Below are 17236 nucleotides of genomic sequence, written 5' to 3'. Positions count from 1 at the left end.
TCACTACATTAGTTACCTTAAAGCAACTCACGATAGTTCGTTACAGCCCGATACTCGGCAATTCAGGAAAAGGGCCTAAACCAAAAGCCGCGCGATCAGCATAAAACTGGTTACCACTTTGATAAAGAGCGGAATCATTCATCGAGCCTACAAATTTATTTTGGGTCACAACCTTAGAGACATCTTTCGCACTGTCTGAAATACCAAAGAAATGGTTACTGCCATTACGCTCTAAAATAATAATATTATCTCTAATCTCTACTGAGTGTGAAATTGCAGGATCAACAGGGTTCACTTCATAACCATAACCGAGTAGCTGGTTATTTGCAGAGTTTGGCCCTTGCTCTAACACGCTCCCGCGAATAACTAATTTTCCTGCATTCGGTACATCGACTAAACGGCTATCATTACCTGTTAACGATGCAATTTCGCTATATTCAATGATCGTTTCTTTTGCGCGGGATTTAATTTCATGCCCTTCATCTTTAGAGCTATAAAATTTACTGTAACGTACTTCTAAACGATCGGCTTTATTCACATAAATCGCATGAGCTCGACCCGCCTTGCCTAAATTTTCAAAACGACTGTATTCAATTCGGATCGTCCCAGTGCCATCATGGGCAAGGATCCCTTGCTCACTATCGTGAAAATACGCATATTTGAGTAACAGGTTCTGCCCCTCTTGACGAATACAAGCGCCATTTTGATCGGGTACTGTGACGCCACTACACTCAATTTGCTCCATGGTTGTGTCGTTGCCTTGGATTACAAATGTCGCTTTACCACTCACAGCCCCCGCTATGAAGTGGGTATTAGGGCTACCTTGGATAGTGACATTACTCGGCTGAATCGTCATGCCCTGACGATAAGTGCCATTACCAATCACGAGTGTACTATTGTCTTTCAATGCATTTTGCGCGTCAGATATATTGGAAAAACTCACGCCATCCACAAGAAAGGTGTTATCCGCAACATCAGGGGTGGGCGGCAATGGCTTAGGTGGCGGGATCGGTGTGGGCCCTGGTTCTGGTGTTGGGTTCGGTGTGGGTCCCGGAGTAGGCGTAGGCCCTGGCGTCACAGATGAATCATCTCCAGCACTTCCCCCTTGGCACGCAGTCAGACCCATTATGCAGCTTAACAATACAGCATATCGTACTTTATTTTTTTGGTTTGTGTTCTTCAACATACTTATCAACCGCTTCCTATCTGGTGTGTTTTTAATTAAGCGAAGCGATTCTATGCGGCTGTTTGTAAGGTATGTCAGCGGTATGTTAGAAGACATTGTTCGATTTATATCCTCCTGTTTCTGAAAGACATTTAACCGACGAACAGTTAAAACCTTAAATAACAAAGACTTAAACAAAAAGGTACACAAAGGCATTCATTCCCTACCATGAATTGTCTTTTTATACTGACAGTCTCACCTAGCGTTTTACCTATAAAAGAAAACAACTGGCTAATAGCGCCCCGGTCGCATCACTACCTCTTTTATAAGATGGGTTACTCGAACATGCTTATTCTCAAAGGTTCTCTCAAAAAATCACAATACTGAAATAATTCCACTAAATTTTAATACCACCACAATGCGCTACCGATCACGTTTTGTATGGCTACACACCCCTTTAGTGGTATGCGCTTAAAAGTATTGCTTCTTTTATCTTCCATTTAGCCCAGAGCGACTACTCTCGATATGAATATGTCAAATAAAGGTAATTACCATGGAATGTACTTCCCCAAAACATCCGATGGAACGAGAGGACAATACAGTTTCATCAGGAAAGGAATCAATGGAAGATCTACTTGAGAGAGTGACTAAACTAGCGCTAGATTCAATGCACCAATTATCCTATGAAAACAATGATTAACGCTTCATTGAAAAATAAGCAAGCAACAATACATTTACTCAAAGGCCGCGATTAGCGGCCTTCATCAAAAATTGACAGGGCAAGATCACATCGAGCACGCAATACCGTCTTACACGTATATCAGTGAAAATAGGGATTAGAATTAACGATACAGCTCATCAACCTCAATAAAATCAGCCAGCGACTCAACTGTAGCCACTGAAACTGTGTATTTTTGGGTTTTATCGGCTTTAACTGTACAAAATCCCTTCATACCTTCACAATTAGTCACCACAGCCACTGATTATTCCTCTATAATCAGCGACCGTATTTTTGGTCAGGCGCTGTTTCTCTTTCTACGATGAAAGCCATACAACAGCCATCTGCTTTAGGAACAAAGAATGTCATTTTCATCACAAGGTTTTTCACCTGATATTGTGCGCGCATTAACCGAGTGTGGTTATGAAAAACTCACTCCCGTTCAACAACAGGCTATTCCACACGCTCGTCGTGGGCACGATATCCTTGCACACGCACAAACAGGTACAGGTAAAACCGCGGCATTTTCTTTGCCTATCATTCAGCAGATTTTTGACAAACAAAAATCACGTAGCCGTTTTAATGTTCGTGCATTAATTCTTGCGCCTACACGTGAGCTTGTTGATCAAATTGCACACAACATCGAAAGCTACACTAAATACACCGACGTTTCTGTTGCGGCTGTTTTTGGTGGTGCAAAAATGTCATCGCAAGAGCGTAAGCTTGAAGCTGGTGTTGATATTCTTGTAGCTACACCGGGTCGCTTAATCGAGCACATCGAGCTGGGTAACGTGAGTTTTGCTAACCTAGAATTCCTTGTATTCGATGAAGCTGACCGTATGTTAGATATGGGCTTTATTAATGCGATTCGCACCATTATGGGCGGAATTAGTCAGCATCCGCAGACCATGCTGTTCTCTGCAACATCGTCTACGCAAATGAATTCATTAGCACAAGATTTATTACGTAAACCAAAGCGTGTCATCGTAACAGCTGAAAACTCAACAGCAGAAACGGTTTCTCACGTTGTGTACCCAGTTGATGAAGACCGCAAGCGTGAATTACTTTCTGAATTGATTGGTAAGAAAAACTGGCAACAAGTGCTGGTATTTGTGAACTACAAAGAAACAGCAAACCAAGTAGTGAAAGAGCTAAAACTTGATGGCATTAAAGCTGTTCTTTGCCACGGTGACAAAGCACAAAGCGCACGTCGTCGTGCACTAGAAGAATTTAAAACAGGCAAAGCACGTGTAATGGTCGCAACAGAAGTTGCTGCTCGTGGTCTGGATATTCAAGGTCTACCGCACGTTGTTAACTACGATATGCCTTTCCTTGCTGAAGATTACGTTCACCGTATTGGCCGCACAGGTCGTGCTGGTCAAGAAGGCCATGCTGTGTCTTTTGTTAGCCGTGAAGAAGAGCTAACACTCGTGCAAATTGAAAAACTCATTCAGCAACGTATTAAACGTATTCAACTTGCAGGCTATGAGCCAGCAGACCGTGATGCGCTATTGCTTAAAATGAATACAAAACCAGCATTTAAAAATCGTCAGGGCCGTACTAACAACCCAGAAGAGCAAGGTTCAGCAGAACGTCGTCTTCGCCTTCGCCGTGCGATTCAAGGCAAATCAAGCAAAGTGACTCGCCTTAAAAAGTAGAGCCATCCAGCGCTAGTAAGCTAAAATGCAAAAGCCCGCTTTCATCATAGCGGGCTTTTTTAATTCACTGTCTAATACCAACCTATCTCTCTACTAGACCAACCTAAGTAATTGCTGATGAGATTGGTATTCTGACGTACTTTGATTGATGATCCGACTTACTGTATTAGCGGTGGCTAACGTCTTCGTATTCACCATCAATGGTATTACTGCCGTGTGGTGCAGCGTGCATGTTAGCGCGATTGAATCGAGTTTCCGCGTGTGCGTAAGCAACTTTACGCTTAATGAATGGCGTTGTTAGTAAAGCTGCAACACTAATGAAAAGACCCATTACTGTTGCCATAATCAATGTAAACGCACCTACAATAAGTGCTGCAATACCAGTCAGTATATTCTTCATCGTCTATGCCTCTTCTTTATGTTCTTTCAGACTAACTGAACAAAGATGAACAATATCTGAACGAAGCCATAAATTGATCCATCTCACAGCAACACGAAAACTTTCAATTCGTGATTTACATCATTTTAAATTCAAAACCAATAGATGAGAATGATTATCAAAATCATCAATCAGTGTGGAATGAATCATGAAAGCAGCTGTAGTAAACGAATTTAAAGGTCCTCTTGTCATTAAAGATATACCACTCCCACAAGTAAAACCTCGTGATGTTTTAGTTAAAATCCATGCATGTGGTGTTTGTCATACCGACCTACATGCGTGCCATGGTGATTGGCCAGTAAAACCTAAAATGCCACTTGTGCCAGGCCATGAAGGTGTTGGAGAAATAGTTGAGGTTGGCAGCGAAATAAAACACCTTTCAGTCGGCGATCGCGTTGGTGTACCTTGGCTGTATAGTGCCTGCGGCCACTGTGATTACTGTTTAGAAGGCCAAGAAACATTGTGTCTAGAACAACATAATGCGGGCTACTCTGTTGATGGCGGTTACGCAGAATATTGTCTGGCTCATGGTGAGTACACTATCAAAATTCCAGATGGGATCAGCTACGTTGATGCAGCTCCACTCTTCTGTGCAGGTGTAACAACATATAAAGCATTAAAAGTTACTGCTGTAAAACCGGGGCAATGGGTCGCAATTGTGGGTGTGGGTGGACTTGGTCACCTTGCTATTCAATATGCTGTCGCTATGGGCATGAATGTCGTTGCTGTCGATACTGGTGCTGAAAAACTATCATTAGCGAAAGAACTTGGGGCCACCTACTGCATCGATTTTTTGAAAGATAAACCATCTGACAAAATTCAACAGCTTGTCAACGGTGTTCATGGTGTTGTGTGTACAGCCGTTTCAAAACCCGCTTTCGAAGAAGCGTACCGCTCGGTCCGTCGTGGCGGCACTTGCGTACTGGTTGGATTACCGCCAGAGGATATGCCAATCCCTATTTTTGATACGGTATTGAATGGTATCAAAGTAATCGGCTCTATCGTTGGCACGCGTAAAGATCTACAAGAGTGCTTACAGTTTGCGGCTGAAGGCAAAGTAAAAGCCATTACTGAAGTGAAGCAATTAGAAGATATTAATGATATTTTCGACGATATGTTGAAAGGAGAAATTACGGGCCGAATAGTAATGGATTTCTCCTAAGCCTTTAATTTTATGAAAAATAAAGCCGGCTTACACTAGCCGGTTTTTGTTAGAGTAAATAAGTGAGGAAAAATTTACCCTTCACTTATTCCATCATCTAAATCGATATAATGCAGTCGCCTTTTTAATCATCCCCTAGCTCTTTTAAAACAAAATCAATAAAACTTCTCACCTTTGAAGACATGTGCTTCCTACTGGGGTACATCATATACACATTGATGATTTGCAATTTAAAGTCCGTAAAAAGGGGAACTAGAAGCCCCTGTTCAATTTCTGACCTTAAATTGAATTTGGGTAACCGTGTAATACCTTGGCCCGCAAGGCAAAGACCCAACTCCATTTCTGAGCTGTTCGTCAGTACTTTGCTATGTATTTGGATCGGATGTATCTGATTATTTTGATCCGTAAATTGCCATACATTCGGCGTTTTCAAGTTGCTATAGCTAATGCAGCGGTGATTCACCAAATCAGCTGGGTGTGTCGGTGTTCCATAGCGTGATAAATATTCTGGCGAGGCAAGAGTGATCCCATGTGACTTAAATATAGGACGGCATATTAAGCTTGAATCTTCAATCGTAGCTGATGCTCGGATTAAAAGGTCAAAGCCCTCGGCAACCATATCAACCCGACGATCATTAAGATCCAGCTCCAAGTTCACTTCAGGGTATTGCATCATATATTTCGCGACTACTGGGCGAATTCTGGATATGCCTAAACTAATAGGACATGAAATCCGTAGCAAACCGCGTGGTTCAAGCTGCCCTCCCGTCATGGCGAGTTCAGCTTGCTCTGCATCAAAAAGTAACTGCTGGCATTGTTGAAAGTAAACTTCACCTTCAGATGTAAGACTTAATGATCGCGTAGTACGATGCAACAAACGCACCCCTAACCGCTCTTCGAGTTTGTTTATCTCTTTACTGATATACGATGTTGAGTGACCACTACTTTCAGCTGCTTTTGTGAAACTCCCGCAATTAACAACCTCAACAAAAATGAGCATTCCATCGAGTAAATGTGCATTAAACGCCATAACTTCCCTCTCTCTATGACAAACTGGGCAACTAAATTAGCTTATCAGTGACACACTTTATTACGTACATTCATCAATTAACAGTCATTTGGAAATAATCCATCCACTATAAGGCTATTAATGATTTTCACGATGTAATTTATAGTTAGTCCATCAGCAGCAACACGAAACATGTTTATGGATGTTGAAATAAAGCATTCCACTCAGCAGCACGAACTGGTAACTCACCCAACGGGGCTCTCTCTATTTATTCGAGACCCAGATCGTAACGTTATCGAATTTATTGAATATACTGGATTAAATGCATTCAACTAGTCAGCGTTAAGAACAGTAACAATGCTCAACATCCAAAAATATAAAATTAGAACTTTAAGGAATCATCATGAAAGTATTAGCATTTGCAGCAAGTAACAGTAAGCAGTCAATCAACAAACAATTAGCAACAGCTGCTAGCCAACTCATAAATGAAGCTGATGTTGAAGTTTTAGATATCAATGATTACGAAATGCCGATTTTTAGCATGGAGCGTGAGCAAGAGCTTGGTCAACCTGCGCAAGCACAGGCTTTCTTTAAAAAGATTGGTGAAGCCGATGCTCTGATTATCTCTTTTGCAGAGCATAACGGTTCATACACTGCCGCTTACAAAAACCTTTTTGATTGGACATCACGTATCGATCAAAAAGTTTTCCAAGGCAAGCCAATGCTATTGCTTTCAACCTCACCAGGCCCTGGCGGTGCAAGTAACGTATTAGCAGCGGCTGCAGGCTCCGCTCCCTATTTCGCAGGTGACGTAAAGGCGCAGCTTTCTGTACCGAGCTTTTATGACAACTTTGATCCTTCTACCTGTACGGTGACAAATCCAGAGATTTTAGATCAACTTCAATCAGCGGTTACCTTACTGAAGTAATACACAACGAAATTCTATTATATGATTCTCGCTGTCGTGCTAAATCCTGCATTACAGCGTAAATCATCACATCTATTGCCAGCATTCATTTAATAAGCAACTCTAAGCTAGAGTATTAAATCGACTGACTCGTATACACGTAAGTAAATATTTCAAATTGTTAGTCAAACCAGTCTTCTTTTGCTTATCGACTCCTTCATTGTTTTGATTTAACTCGCAAAAGGTACAAAAGCCATTATGCGCTTACATATGCCTCTATCACTATGAGCCCCAGTTAAAACAATAATGGATTAGACAATGAAACTACGTTATCTCGCCGTACTCCTTTCTGTGATGAGTTCATCAAGCATGGCATTCGATCTGACAACTCCCCAAGCAAACAATACGGACAAGCTTGTCTGGACAGGTCATTTAAGCCCAGACACCGACACTGTGACATCCGCAATTGCAGCCGCTTATATCTATGGTGGCACTGCAGCCGTACCAGAAGATATCAACCCGGAAAGCCGCTTTGTACTTGAGTACTGTAAAACGACAGCACCTAAACTACTTAAAGATGTGTCAGCAAAACAATTTGGCTTAGTGGATTTCAACCAACAAACTCAACTGCATAAATCTGTCGATGAAAAAAGTATTGTTGCCATTGTTGACCACCACGCTATTGGTGGTAACCCTGTTAACATGACGCAAGTGGCGTCCATTGATATTCGCCCATGGGGTTCAGCAGCTACTATTCTTGCAAACCATGCTGAAACACACGGCATCACCTTACCAGCCAACATTGCATGTACGACGCTAGGCGGTATTTTATCTGACACTATGGTATTCCGCTCGCCAACAACCACAGAGTACGACCGTAGTTATGCTGAAAAGCTGGCTAAAGTTGCAGGCATTAAAGATCTCAATGCGTTTGGCGAAAAAATGCTTGAGGCAAAATCAGACCTCAGCCATGTTAGCGCCGCTGACATCCTGACGTTGGATTACAAAAACTTTGCTTATGGCGGTAAAAAAGTGGGCATTGGTGTTGCGGAAACCATTACTGCGCAACAATTACTGGATAGAAAGCCTGAATTTATCTCGGCAATGAAGGCCTATAAAAAAGAAGCGGGCTTAGATCACCTTTTCTTCTCTGTAATTGACACTAAAAACAAACGTGCGAATCTTTTATGGATAGACAGCGCCGATCAAAAAATTGCTAACGCTGCATTTAAAGGCAAAGCATCTGAACAATGGCTAGTGCTTGAAGGTGTGACTTCACGTAAGCGCCAAATTGGCCCTGCCATTCAAAAAGCAGTTGAAGCTAAGTAGCTAAATTTAGCTTGATACACTTCAAAATTGGTCTCAATTTAAGCCCTTCATACCGTACGGATATGCGGGGCTTTTAAACATAAACGCGTGAAATTTTTTCGATAACGACAACTTTTCTTTCCCTCTTTCAATCGCACCTTCTATTTATTCACATGCTTAATGTACCATCCGCTAAAAATCAGGTTGCATAATTGATGCTTGTGAAACTTTTGTATTTAAGCATGAATAAAATCCCGCTAAATCTCTTCAACACAATTGGTTATCAGCCATAAAGTCCATCTAAACCAGCTTTGTAAATGGGATTTGCGTCACTCTAAAGTGGTAATCCGCATGCGAGCATACACGCAGAATTTGAGAATAATCACAATTGGTACATACCACATATGCCCTACTTACATTTTATTTTTGGCCTTGCTGTTGTCGCCGTTCTTGCCTTATTAGTGAGCAAAGATCGTAAAAGCATAAAACTTCGTTACATCATTCAGCTACTCGTGATTGAAATGAGTGTGGCTTACTTCTTACTCAATTCATCCGCCGGTACTGGTATTGTTACCGAGTTCGCAAATGGATTTAATGGCCTAATGGCTTTTGCCGCTGAAGGGACAAATTTCGTTTTCGGTGGGCTAATCAATGACGGTGGTTTCGACTTTTTCCTTCAAGTTTTAATGCCAATTGTGTTCATTTCGGCGCTGATCGGTATTCTTCAGCACATTAGAGTGCTACCCGTTGTTATTAGTGCTATTGGCTTCTTACTCTCTAAAATCAATGGCATGGGTAAATTAGAATCTTTCAATGCCATCAGTGCGCTAATGGTTGGCCAGTCTGAAAACTTTATTACCTATAAAGATATTCTGGGTAAGATGTCTGAACGCCGTATGTACACCTTAGCAGCAACGGCAATGTCGACCGTTTCAATGTCTATCGTGGGTTCTTACATGCAGCTAATCGCCCCTAAGTATGTGGTGGCGGCGCTATTTTTAAACATGTTTAGTACTTTCATTATTCTGTCGATCATCAACCCTTATGATCATGAAGCAGAAGTGAACTTCGACGATATGATTGCAGAAGCTGAAGGCGAAAGAGTCACCTTCTTCGAAATGCTAGGTGAATACATTTTAACGGGCTTTAAAGTTGCCGTAATCGTTGCTGCAATGCTGATTGGCTTTATCTCACTGATTGCCATGATCAACAAAGGCTTTACTGTAGCGCTAGGTATTAGCTTCCAAGACTTGATTGGCTATGTATTCTACCCTGTCGCTTGGCTGATGGGTATTCCTGCAAGCGAAGCACTGCAAGCCGGTAGTATTATGGCTACCAAGTTAGTTTCGAACGAGTTTGTGGCAATGATGGCGCTACAAGAGCAACTAGATACCCTATCTGCTCATACGGTTGGTACAATTTCTATCTTCTTGGTGTCATTCGCTAACTTTAGCTCTATCGGTATTATTGCTGGTGCTGTTAAAGGGGTGAACGAAGAAAAAGGTAACCTTGTTGCACGCTTCGGCCTGCGCTTACTTTATGGTTCAACCTTGGTAAGTATCCTTTCAGCGATGATCGCTAACATTATGATGGCCTAACGCAGTTCCCCCTGCCCTCATAATTAATTCACCCTAAAGAAAGCCGACTTATGTCGGCTTTGTTGCTATCTAGATAGAGTCTGTTCGGCAGTGAAGCATTAGCATCGGTCATATTCTGAAGCATGTAATTTCTAAGCTGCCTGTTCGCCAGTGAAGAAGGTGCTGAACTTGAAGCTATGGTGGTTTCATTTCTAAGCTGCCTGTTCGGCAGTGAAGTAAACCTATCAGACATTCGCGGTATCGAAACATTTCTAAGCTGCCTGTTCGGCAGTGAAGTAACATAAACCATCAAACAAAGCAGGGGGCCATTTCTAAGCTGCCTGTTCGGCAGTGAAGTAACATAAACCATCAAACAAAGCAGGGGGCCATTTCTAAGCTGCCTGTTCGGCAGTGAAGGTATTTACCAAATCTAGCCCCAACCTCATCAATTTCTAAGCTGCCTGTTCGGCAGTGAAGTTCCGCACGGGAGGTGATGGGTTCAAGATATTTTTCTAAGCTGCCTGTTCGGCAGTGAAGAGTACAAGTCGGCTATTACTTCATTATCTGCGTTTCTAAGCTGCCTGTTCGGCAGTGAAGGTATCGTTTCTGCTGGGCTTGGGTTGATTTTTTTTCTAAGCTGCCTGTTCGGCAGTGAAGATTATTTGGACGCATAACCCGTGTAGCTTACTTTTCTAAGCTGCCTGTTCGGCAGTGAAGTATCGGTCGCAGATACCACGGTGAGCAAGTAATTTCTAAGCTGCCTGTTCGGCAGTGAAGGCAAGCCTTCTGCTTTCGTACCTTGGTTCATATTTCTAAGCTGCCTGTTCGGCAGTGAAGGCAGGTGTGCAACCATCTCACCGCATGTACCTTTTCTAAGCTGCCTGTTCGGCAGTGAAGCTTTTTTATCATATCTTCGTTATTGTTTGACATTTCTAAGCTGCCTGTTCGGCAGTGAAGTTCTAAGTGTCTTTTAAATGTTTTGACGTGTGTTTCTAAGCTGCCTGTTCGGCAGTGAAGGTGCATTTTCAGTCAGTGAGTGGGGTGTAATTTTTCTAAGCTGCCTGTTCGGCAGTGAAGTTGGTGAAGCATTCGACAACATGATGATGAACTTTCTAAGCTGCCTGTTCGGCAGTGAAGAAGACCACCAACAACAGAGTATGTAGGGCTGGTTTCTAAGCTGCCTGTTCGGCAGTGAAGTCTAGCTGGATACTTGCGCATACCACATCAATTTTCTAAGCTGCCTGTTCGGCAGTGAAGTCTGAGAATGCACGTTCATTTGCTCAGCGCATTTTCTAAGCTGCCTGTTCGGCAGTGAAGATCGTTGATGTGAGTTCCGTTTGCTTTGTTGTTTTCTAAGCTGCCTGTTCGGCAGTGAAGTCACTATTGATGCAAGCCGCGTGTTTGTGTTTTTTCTAAGCTGCCTGTTCGGCAGTGAAGTCCGACTGTCGGAAATGGTCGCCAAGCCCGTGTTTCTAAGCTGCCTGTTCGGCAGTGAAGGATTTGGCTGATTTCTTCTTCGCCGCGTTTAATTTCTAAGCTGCCTGTTCGGCAGTGAAGTCGGGCAGCTAGACAACGACACAAACAGTTACTTTCTAAGCTGCCTGTTCGGCAGTGAAGGGTGAGTACATCAAAATAACTCAATCTCGCCATTTCTAAGCTGCCTGTTCGGCAGTGAAGAAGTTGTGGAATTTCGTTAACAGTGTTCAGGGTTTCTAAGCTGCCTGTTCGGCAGTGAAGATATTGACTGGTCATCAATTGATTTAGTTACCTTTCTAAGCTGCCTGTTCGGCAGTGAAGAGATAAGTCAGAAGTAACAAGCGTGCCTGGAATTTCTAAGCTGCCTGTTCGGCAGTGAAGGCCATTGACCACGCCTGACAAGGAAAGCCACCTTTCTAAGCTGCCTGTTCGGCAGTGAAGTTCTTAGGTCCAATCTTTTGGCCAATTCCAACTTTCTAAGCTGCCTGTTCGGCAGTGAAGATGGGGTTGATGTCTAACCCTGCTGCGGTGATTTTCTAAGCTGCCTGTTCGGCAGTGAAGCTTGGAGTGGTGAGTATTCAGGGTTCATACTATTTCTAAGCTGCCTGTTCGGCAGTGAAGATTACTGTTTGACCGTGGACAAAGTTGTCCGTTTTCTAAGCTGCCTGTTCGGCAGTGAAGTGCTTGTCACTCTCAGTGACCTTGCTATCACTTTTCTAAGCTGCCTGTTCGGCAGTGAAGCTTATGGCCACAACAAAAGATAAAGTGATTCTGTTTCTAAGCTGCCTGTTCGGCAGTGAAGTTACACCGATTCAGATACCGCTTTTAATAAAGTTTTCTAAGCTGCCTGTTCGGCAGTGAAGAAAAACATATGGTCGATTTGCGAAGTATCAGCTTTCTAAGCTGCCTGTTCGGCAGTGAAGCTCATAACCTTGCTTTGTTGCGTAAGCGATTATTTCTAAGCTGCCTGTTCGGCAGTGAAGAATGCGGTTAATCCACGGCATGTAACGAATACTTTCTAAGCTGCCTGTTCGGCAGTGAAGCCTTTAATTAAGCCGGTGACGTTGCCTTCGATTTTCTAAGCTGCCTGTTCGGCAGTGAAGTACGCGAGATTGGTGAGGCGCCAGTACATATTTTTCTAAGCTGCCTGTTCGGCAGTGAAGGGTCTTCCACGGGGTCGCCGCGCATTTCTGCGTTTCTAAGCTGCCTGTTCGGCAGTGAAGTTTTCCAGTACTCACCAAGCTCCTGGTATGCTTTTCTAAGCTGCCTGTTCGGCAGTGAAGTGAACTGATACCATTCCAGGCTGGCATTCTTATTTCTAAGCTGCCTGTTCGGCAGTGAAGATTTACTGAATGACCCGCCCGAGTTTACACCTTTTCTAAGCTGCCTGTTCGGCAGTGAAGGGTTCTTTTTTCAAGTGATCGCAGCACTTGTCTTTCTAAGCTGCCTGTTCGGCAGTGAAGAGATAAGCCCAGGACAAATTCACGTGCTTTACTTTCTAAGCTGCCTGTTCGGCAGTGAAGTGTTTGGGTTCTCATGGATTAGCGTTCTTGTCTTTCTAAGCTGCCTGTTCGGCAGTGAAGATCATCATGATTCACTACCCTCTGGTGGGTTTTTTCTAAGCTGCCTGTTCGGCAGTGAAGAAATAAAGCGACTGGAATTAGCAAGGCTCCAATTTCTAAGCTGCCTGTTCGGCAGTGAAGCGACAGTCGGAAATCTTCCAGCCCGTTGTGTGTTTCTAAGCTGCCTGTTCGGCAGTGAAGGTTACTGGCATGGAATGTCTGCCGGACTTGGTTTTCTAAGCTGCCTGTTCGGCAGTGAAGCGTTAATTTTATCGCTGAAGGCTTGATTGTTAAAGAGCTTGAGGGAAATAAACAAGAAAAACCCTATTTTTTAACTACCCTACTCACTAGTTAAAAATCAATGAGTTACAAGTAGCAAAAAAATAGGGTAAAAAAGCTAGAACCAAGGAATAGTTGCTTGTGAACTAAAACCATAGCTAGAGTATTCACCGTTTACGGCTTGCTGGGTAATATCACCATGCTTCACATAAATACGCAGTACGTTTTTATTAGAAAGGCTTTGCAACTGCAAATACGGTAAATCCAATTGTGGTTGTTTGGTATCAGGAATTTTGTGCCGTGCTTCTTCCTCTCTTAACCAACCTTTTGCAATGGATCGCTTACGCAAGTTTTGCGGGCTTTTCTTTTGCAGCCGCGAAACAGTACGATAACCAATTAGATCGGATGGAACGGGCAGCACATCGCCAACTTGAGTGTAATCTCTCAGCCCTTTTAGCCAAGGTTGATCCATAAGTAACTCAATAGTTGGCTTAGATCCATGTAAACGCAGCACATCACCTAGCACTCGGCCATGCTTTGGAAAGCTTACTGCAACCTGCCCTTTGCAAGTTTGAGCCATTACGCGATGGAACTTGGCGAATAGATTATTTAATAAAGCAGGCGCCGTAATTTCGAGATCCGGCTCTACTTGAATATCAAGGTAGTAATCCATTATTACTCTCCGAATACGCCACCGCGAACCAACATCGCCATTAGGTAGTGTTGATCATTAAGCTCTGGGGTTTTATCTTTCAGCATCCAGCTATCAAGAATGTTATAGAAATCTGTTTTGTCTTTTGGTTTACGGTAGGCAACACCACGGTTGGTTACGCTACCATATGGTTCAATGGCAATTGGACCAAACTCGTCACTTTGTGGGTACCAAGTATCAATCGTGCGCAAAGCATTACCAATTTTTTGCGAGTGCATGGCTGCTTGGCCGCCAAGCTGATAAAGGAACTTACTCTTCTTGTCGCCAGAGTTCATTACCAATTCTTGTGATGGAAAAACAGTTTGCGCTTCACCAAGTTGAACATAGGCTTCAACTGTCAATAGTGTTGCTTTTTCGCCTAAAAGCCCTAATTCAATAACAGATGATATTTGCTCTAATTTATCGTTATTGTGATCAAAAGATTTCAAACAAAGATCTTGTGCATCGAATGTCCACTGCTGTTCACCGTGGCTGATACGCACTTCTACTTGCTCTGCACCTACGCGGTTACGCCACAAGAAACGACCATTAGCTAAGTTGGTAGCGTAACGCTTCGCCAGTTCTTTAAAGCCATTTGCTTGAACATAACTAGAGATCTTATCCGCTAAAGCAGACTGATACTCAGGGTTATTACAAGTTGATGGCACAGCTAAGTCGCCTAATACACGCAATGTGAAGGTGACTTTCAGTGTGTCGGAATCAAATGGTAACGCGGCGTTATCGACAGTTTGTAAGTTAGCTTTTTCTACTTCAGCATCGATTTTACTGGCTTTCGCGCCTTTCAAGCGGTTTGAAATGGTACCACGTACTGATTTTTCTGTTACTTGAATTGCAGTCCAGCCACTTTTTTCAGCGCGATCTTGCCAGTTACCTGAAAGCATGACGGCATCTGAACACGCAAGTTTAGATTCAAAAGCCAATACGGAAGGGGTGGTTAATTTTGTCATTGTTATTTTCCTTAAAAATCGAAATCTAATTCTTCATCAGCCATTGTGTCGCCCTCTGCAATCTCTTGAGTCCGACATACATAAAACGGGGCGTGGTAATTGTATTGCCACATTATTTCTTGTAGAGATTCGAGCTTACTCGGCGCTCCAACCCACTCACCAATGCTGTGCACTGGCTCAACAAAGCTCACTGGTGTTTGGTTGTCGCGTACATTAGCGACTTCTCCTGCTGAGTAGGTTGGCGCTATTTGCTTGTAGCCAATTTGAATTGGCACTAGGTAACCTTTGGGCTTTGCTACTTTTTCCCATTTCACTTTACCGCTTTCGTCCGAGTCACTTAATGGCTCGTCTGTCGCTGAAAATTTAAGGGCTGAAAAGTCCAACCAGTTCCCTAACGAACTACCGCTTTGTTCATTCTTTTCAGCCAGTAAATCTGAACGTTCACGTAGCACAAAACCCGGTAATAAACGGCGCAAAATCGCTTTATGGCAATCACTCTTAGCCAGTTTGCAACTGTCGATAGAAGTAATACGCCCGCCTGCTAACTTATGCCTTTCGGCTAACGCTTTGATCGCGGCACATTGTTCATCCCGTATTTGCTCACTAACAATATTGATACCGCTTGCTTTAATCACTAAAGAGACCGTTAAGTGCATGCGCCCTTCTTCATTAATCGGCGCTGTCTTTCCCTCTTTTGTTAACGGGTTTCGAGTCAAGGCAAAGGAGTAAGGCTCGTATTGATTTTCTCGATAAGCATGAACTTGATGCTGGTGACACATGATGCCAACATCGTCTAAACGAATGCCGTGGCTTTGCTGTAACTTACGCGATAACGCATGTACGTAACCAAGAAAGTGCGTAACAGCAGGAAAGCCATAAGTAAACCCAGCAATCGCATTAGCATTACTGATGCATATGTTTTTTAAGATAAGATATTGTGCTGCCATTAGCTTATCTCCCACAGTGCTTGCTTAAAGGCTTCTTGCCATTGATTTGATTCCACAAGGCCGAGTGAGAGCTCATCTTTGGCAAAGTGATTTACATTAGCGACTAACCAACCACCGAATGCTTTAGCAATATCTTGCAGCCATTGGTCATCATGCTGATCCCACTTAGGGTTGTTGGGATCTAGCCAACGACATTGCGCAGCAGGTAGTTCATTGGTCTCGTCACTCCACCCTAGAGATAATTGCTGCCATTGGCTTACTTTGGCAAACACTTCATCAATCACTTCATCAACTAACCGCTTAACTTTGTTTCGGATAGCTAAGTTACTTTCTCGCTCTTGCTGATTCACTTGAATCAAAAAGCTCACTAGGCGCTTGATAGCAAATCGCGTGGCATAGCGAAGCTCTGGGTGAGTAAAGATGTTGTCACTGGTTAGTGGCGCTTTAAGCTGCGATTGCCACTCAGGAGGACGAGTAGAAAATAGATAATTACGCCCACCTCGACCTGAATTAAGCTGTGATACGTTTTGTGGTTTAGAGCCACCAGCAATCGTCACGGCTAAGTTCGGGTATGCCACAACAGGTTCTGAATGCGGTACTTGTTTTTTACGTGCTTCTCGGGCTGCCACCATCTCTTGGCTAAAGCGGCTGTGATTAATCTCTTGATAGATCGCCTGAGAAAGCGAAGAAGAATACAGCGGCGCTAACAAGTGGTACTCGTTATCCGCGATGGGAAAATAAACTTGTTTAGCGAGTGTGTGGCTGCTTGGTGTGGCATCTAGCAACGCTTGCTTTAAGCCAACTCGCCACTCTTCTAGCTGAGTATCATTTTTAGCTATGACTTTCAAAGACGACACATCATCTAATTTCAAGTAATCAAGCAAAGACTCACCGTTGTCATCCGATAGCTGCAATAACCTTGCGACATCAAGCGCTGCTGCATTACCTACTGCGTCAATGGCGGGCATTTGTAGTACGGCAGTATCTAGATAACGATTGTCTTGCCCTAAGTCAGCAGCTAGAACATTTGTGCCTTTGGCGGAACTATGAGTGAACTTAACGGCATGGGTTGCCATGCTGATCTGCGAAGCCCTTTTCGCTGCGCTATCCAACCAGTTTGAGGCATCAAAATCTGAACGTAGCTTGTCTCGCTTATCAGCAAATGTGACGTCAACGCTCTCTATGTCTTGCGCCGTTGTCGCCTGACTACGTTCCTTTTCATGGTCTTTATCGAGTGCTTCTCGCTTGGTTTGATAGCGATCCTCAATAAAGTGATGAATTGCTTTGGTTAATGATTCTGCCATTATCCCTCCATAAGATATGGTGTGACAAGATACCGTAAATTTAACATCAAATACAAAACCTTACAG

The 17236-nt window shown here is 43.3% G+C and carries 14 protein-coding genes and 1 CRISPR repeat array; of the genes, 6 read left to right on the top strand and 8 right to left on the bottom strand.

Annotated elements, in window-relative coordinates:
* Positions 1-40 precede the first annotated feature (40 nt).
* Positions 41-1126 (bottom strand): right-handed parallel beta-helix repeat-containing protein, encoded by a 1086-nt coding sequence (locus ASV53_RS02675; RefSeq protein WP_189337808.1) that lies wholly within the window; start codon positions 1124-1126, stop codon positions 41-43.
* An 881-nt stretch (positions 1127-2007) separates the two neighbouring features.
* Positions 2008-2145, bottom strand: a complete 138-nt coding sequence (locus tag ASV53_RS25375) for a hypothetical protein (RefSeq protein ID WP_189337807.1) — start codon at positions 2143-2145, stop codon at positions 2008-2010.
* 100 nt (positions 2146-2245) lie between these two features.
* Between ASV53_RS25375 and ASV53_RS02665 the strand changes: the two genes are divergently transcribed.
* Positions 2246-3541, top strand: coding sequence for a DEAD/DEAH box helicase (locus ASV53_RS02665; RefSeq protein WP_094955984.1), 1296 nt, complete (start codon positions 2246-2248; stop codon positions 3539-3541).
* A gap of 166 nt (positions 3542-3707) precedes the next feature.
* Here the strand turns inward: ASV53_RS02665 and ASV53_RS02660 are convergent, their stop codons facing one another.
* Positions 3708-3941 carry a hypothetical protein gene (locus tag ASV53_RS02660; RefSeq protein WP_062689001.1) on the bottom strand — a complete coding sequence of 78 codons (234 nt, stop codon included), beginning with the start codon at positions 3939-3941 and terminating at the stop codon, positions 3708-3710.
* A gap of 187 nt (positions 3942-4128) precedes the next feature.
* Here ASV53_RS02660 and adhP point away from each other — a divergent pair, with 187 nt between their 5' ends.
* Positions 4129-5142, top strand: a complete 1014-nt coding sequence (adhP, locus tag ASV53_RS02655; protein WP_062688999.1) for an alcohol dehydrogenase AdhP — start codon at positions 4129-4131, stop codon at positions 5140-5142.
* 124 nt (positions 5143-5266) lie between these two features.
* Here the strand turns inward: adhP and ASV53_RS02650 are convergent, their stop codons facing one another.
* On the bottom strand, positions 5267-6172 hold the full coding sequence (locus ASV53_RS02650; protein ID WP_062688998.1) for a LysR family transcriptional regulator: 906 nt from the start codon (positions 6170-6172) through the stop codon (positions 5267-5269).
* A gap of 177 nt (positions 6173-6349) precedes the next feature.
* Between ASV53_RS02650 and ASV53_RS02645 the strand changes: the two genes are divergently transcribed.
* The 4 genes from ASV53_RS02645 (at position 6350) to ASV53_RS02630 (ending at position 9964) form a co-directional block, all read left to right on the top strand.
* Entirely contained in the window at positions 6350-6487 is a 138-nt protein-coding gene (locus ASV53_RS02645; RefSeq protein WP_205049174.1) for a VOC family protein, read from the top strand.
* A gap of 67 nt (positions 6488-6554) precedes the next feature.
* Positions 6555-7079 carry an NADPH-dependent FMN reductase gene (locus ASV53_RS02640; protein ID WP_094955983.1) on the top strand — a complete coding sequence of 175 codons (525 nt, stop codon included), beginning with the start codon at positions 6555-6557 and terminating at the stop codon, positions 7077-7079.
* A gap of 297 nt (positions 7080-7376) precedes the next feature.
* On the top strand, positions 7377-8387 hold the full coding sequence (locus ASV53_RS02635) for a manganese-dependent inorganic pyrophosphatase (protein WP_094955982.1): 1011 nt from the start codon (positions 7377-7379) through the stop codon (positions 8385-8387).
* A gap of 383 nt (positions 8388-8770) precedes the next feature.
* Positions 8771-9964 carry a NupC/NupG family nucleoside CNT transporter gene (locus tag ASV53_RS02630; protein ID WP_094955981.1) on the top strand — a complete coding sequence of 398 codons (1194 nt, stop codon included), beginning with the start codon at positions 8771-8773 and terminating at the stop codon, positions 9962-9964.
* Between the two features lie 128 nt (positions 9965-10092).
* Positions 10093-13242: direct repeats of the CRISPR family, unit length 28 nt; unit sequence TTTCTAAGCTGCCTGTTCGGCAGTGAAG.
* A 136-nt stretch (positions 13243-13378) separates the two neighbouring features.
* Here the strand turns inward: ASV53_RS02630 and cas6f are convergent.
* From cas6f to csy1, 4 genes are read right to left on the bottom strand one after another with little or no spacing between them, the layout of a single operon-like run.
* Complete coding sequence (gene cas6f / locus ASV53_RS02625) at positions 13379-13933, bottom strand: type I-F CRISPR-associated endoribonuclease Cas6/Csy4 (RefSeq protein ID WP_094955980.1); 555 nt, start codon at positions 13931-13933, stop codon at positions 13379-13381.
* Between the two features lie 2 nt (positions 13934-13935).
* Positions 13936-14919, bottom strand: coding sequence for a type I-F CRISPR-associated protein Csy3 (csy3, locus tag ASV53_RS02620; protein WP_094955979.1), 984 nt, complete (start codon positions 14917-14919; stop codon positions 13936-13938).
* An 11-nt stretch (positions 14920-14930) separates the two neighbouring features.
* Entirely contained in the window at positions 14931-15866 is a 936-nt protein-coding gene (gene csy2, locus ASV53_RS02615; protein ID WP_094955978.1) for a type I-F CRISPR-associated protein Csy2, read from the bottom strand.
* On the bottom strand, positions 15866-17170 hold the full coding sequence (gene csy1 / locus ASV53_RS02610; RefSeq protein WP_094955976.1) for a type I-F CRISPR-associated protein Csy1: 1305 nt from the start codon (positions 17168-17170) through the stop codon (positions 15866-15868). The genes csy2 and csy1 overlap by 1 nt, the downstream gene beginning before the upstream one ends.
* Positions 17171-17236 lie beyond the last annotated feature (66 nt).

It is taken from the genome of Photobacterium sanguinicancri, assembly GCF_002265265.1.
In the GTDB taxonomy this organism is placed as follows: domain Bacteria; phylum Pseudomonadota; class Gammaproteobacteria; order Enterobacterales; family Vibrionaceae; genus Photobacterium; species Photobacterium sanguinicancri.
This window is presented reverse-complemented; position numbering and strand designations above follow the sequence as displayed.

Bases quoted from the DNA above. Each gene is read 5' to 3' on its own strand.
- ASV53_RS02675 (WP_189337808.1), bottom strand. From the start codon at position 1,126: ATGGGTCTGACTGCGTGCCAAGGGGGAAGTGCTGGAGATGATTCATCT.
- ASV53_RS02665 (WP_094955984.1), top strand. From the start codon at position 2,246: ATGTCATTTTCATCACAAGGTTTTTCACCTGATATTGTGCGCGCATTA.
- ASV53_RS02660 (WP_062689001.1), bottom strand. From the start codon at position 3,941: ATGAAGAATATACTGACTGGTATTGCAGCACTTATTGTAGGTGCGTTT.
- adhP (WP_062688999.1), top strand. From the start codon at position 4,129: ATGAAAGCAGCTGTAGTAAACGAATTTAAAGGTCCTCTTGTCATTAAA.
- ASV53_RS02650 (WP_062688998.1), bottom strand. From the start codon at position 6,172: ATGGCGTTTAATGCACATTTACTCGATGGAATGCTCATTTTTGTTGAG.
- ASV53_RS02645 (WP_205049174.1), top strand. From the start codon at position 6,350: ATGGATGTTGAAATAAAGCATTCCACTCAGCAGCACGAACTGGTAACT.
- ASV53_RS02640 (WP_094955983.1), top strand. From the start codon at position 6,555: ATGAAAGTATTAGCATTTGCAGCAAGTAACAGTAAGCAGTCAATCAAC.
- ASV53_RS02635 (WP_094955982.1), top strand. From the start codon at position 7,377: ATGAAACTACGTTATCTCGCCGTACTCCTTTCTGTGATGAGTTCATCA.
- ASV53_RS02630 (WP_094955981.1), top strand. From the start codon at position 8,771: ATGCCCTACTTACATTTTATTTTTGGCCTTGCTGTTGTCGCCGTTCTT.
- cas6f (WP_094955980.1), bottom strand. From the start codon at position 13,933: ATGGATTACTACCTTGATATTCAAGTAGAGCCGGATCTCGAAATTACG.
- csy3 (WP_094955979.1), bottom strand. From the start codon at position 14,919: ATGACAAAATTAACCACCCCTTCCGTATTGGCTTTTGAATCTAAACTT.
- csy2 (WP_094955978.1), bottom strand. From the start codon at position 15,866: ATGGCAGCACAATATCTTATCTTAAAAAACATATGCATCAGTAATGCT.
- csy1 (WP_094955976.1), bottom strand. From the start codon at position 17,170: ATGGCAGAATCATTAACCAAAGCAATTCATCACTTTATTGAGGATCGC.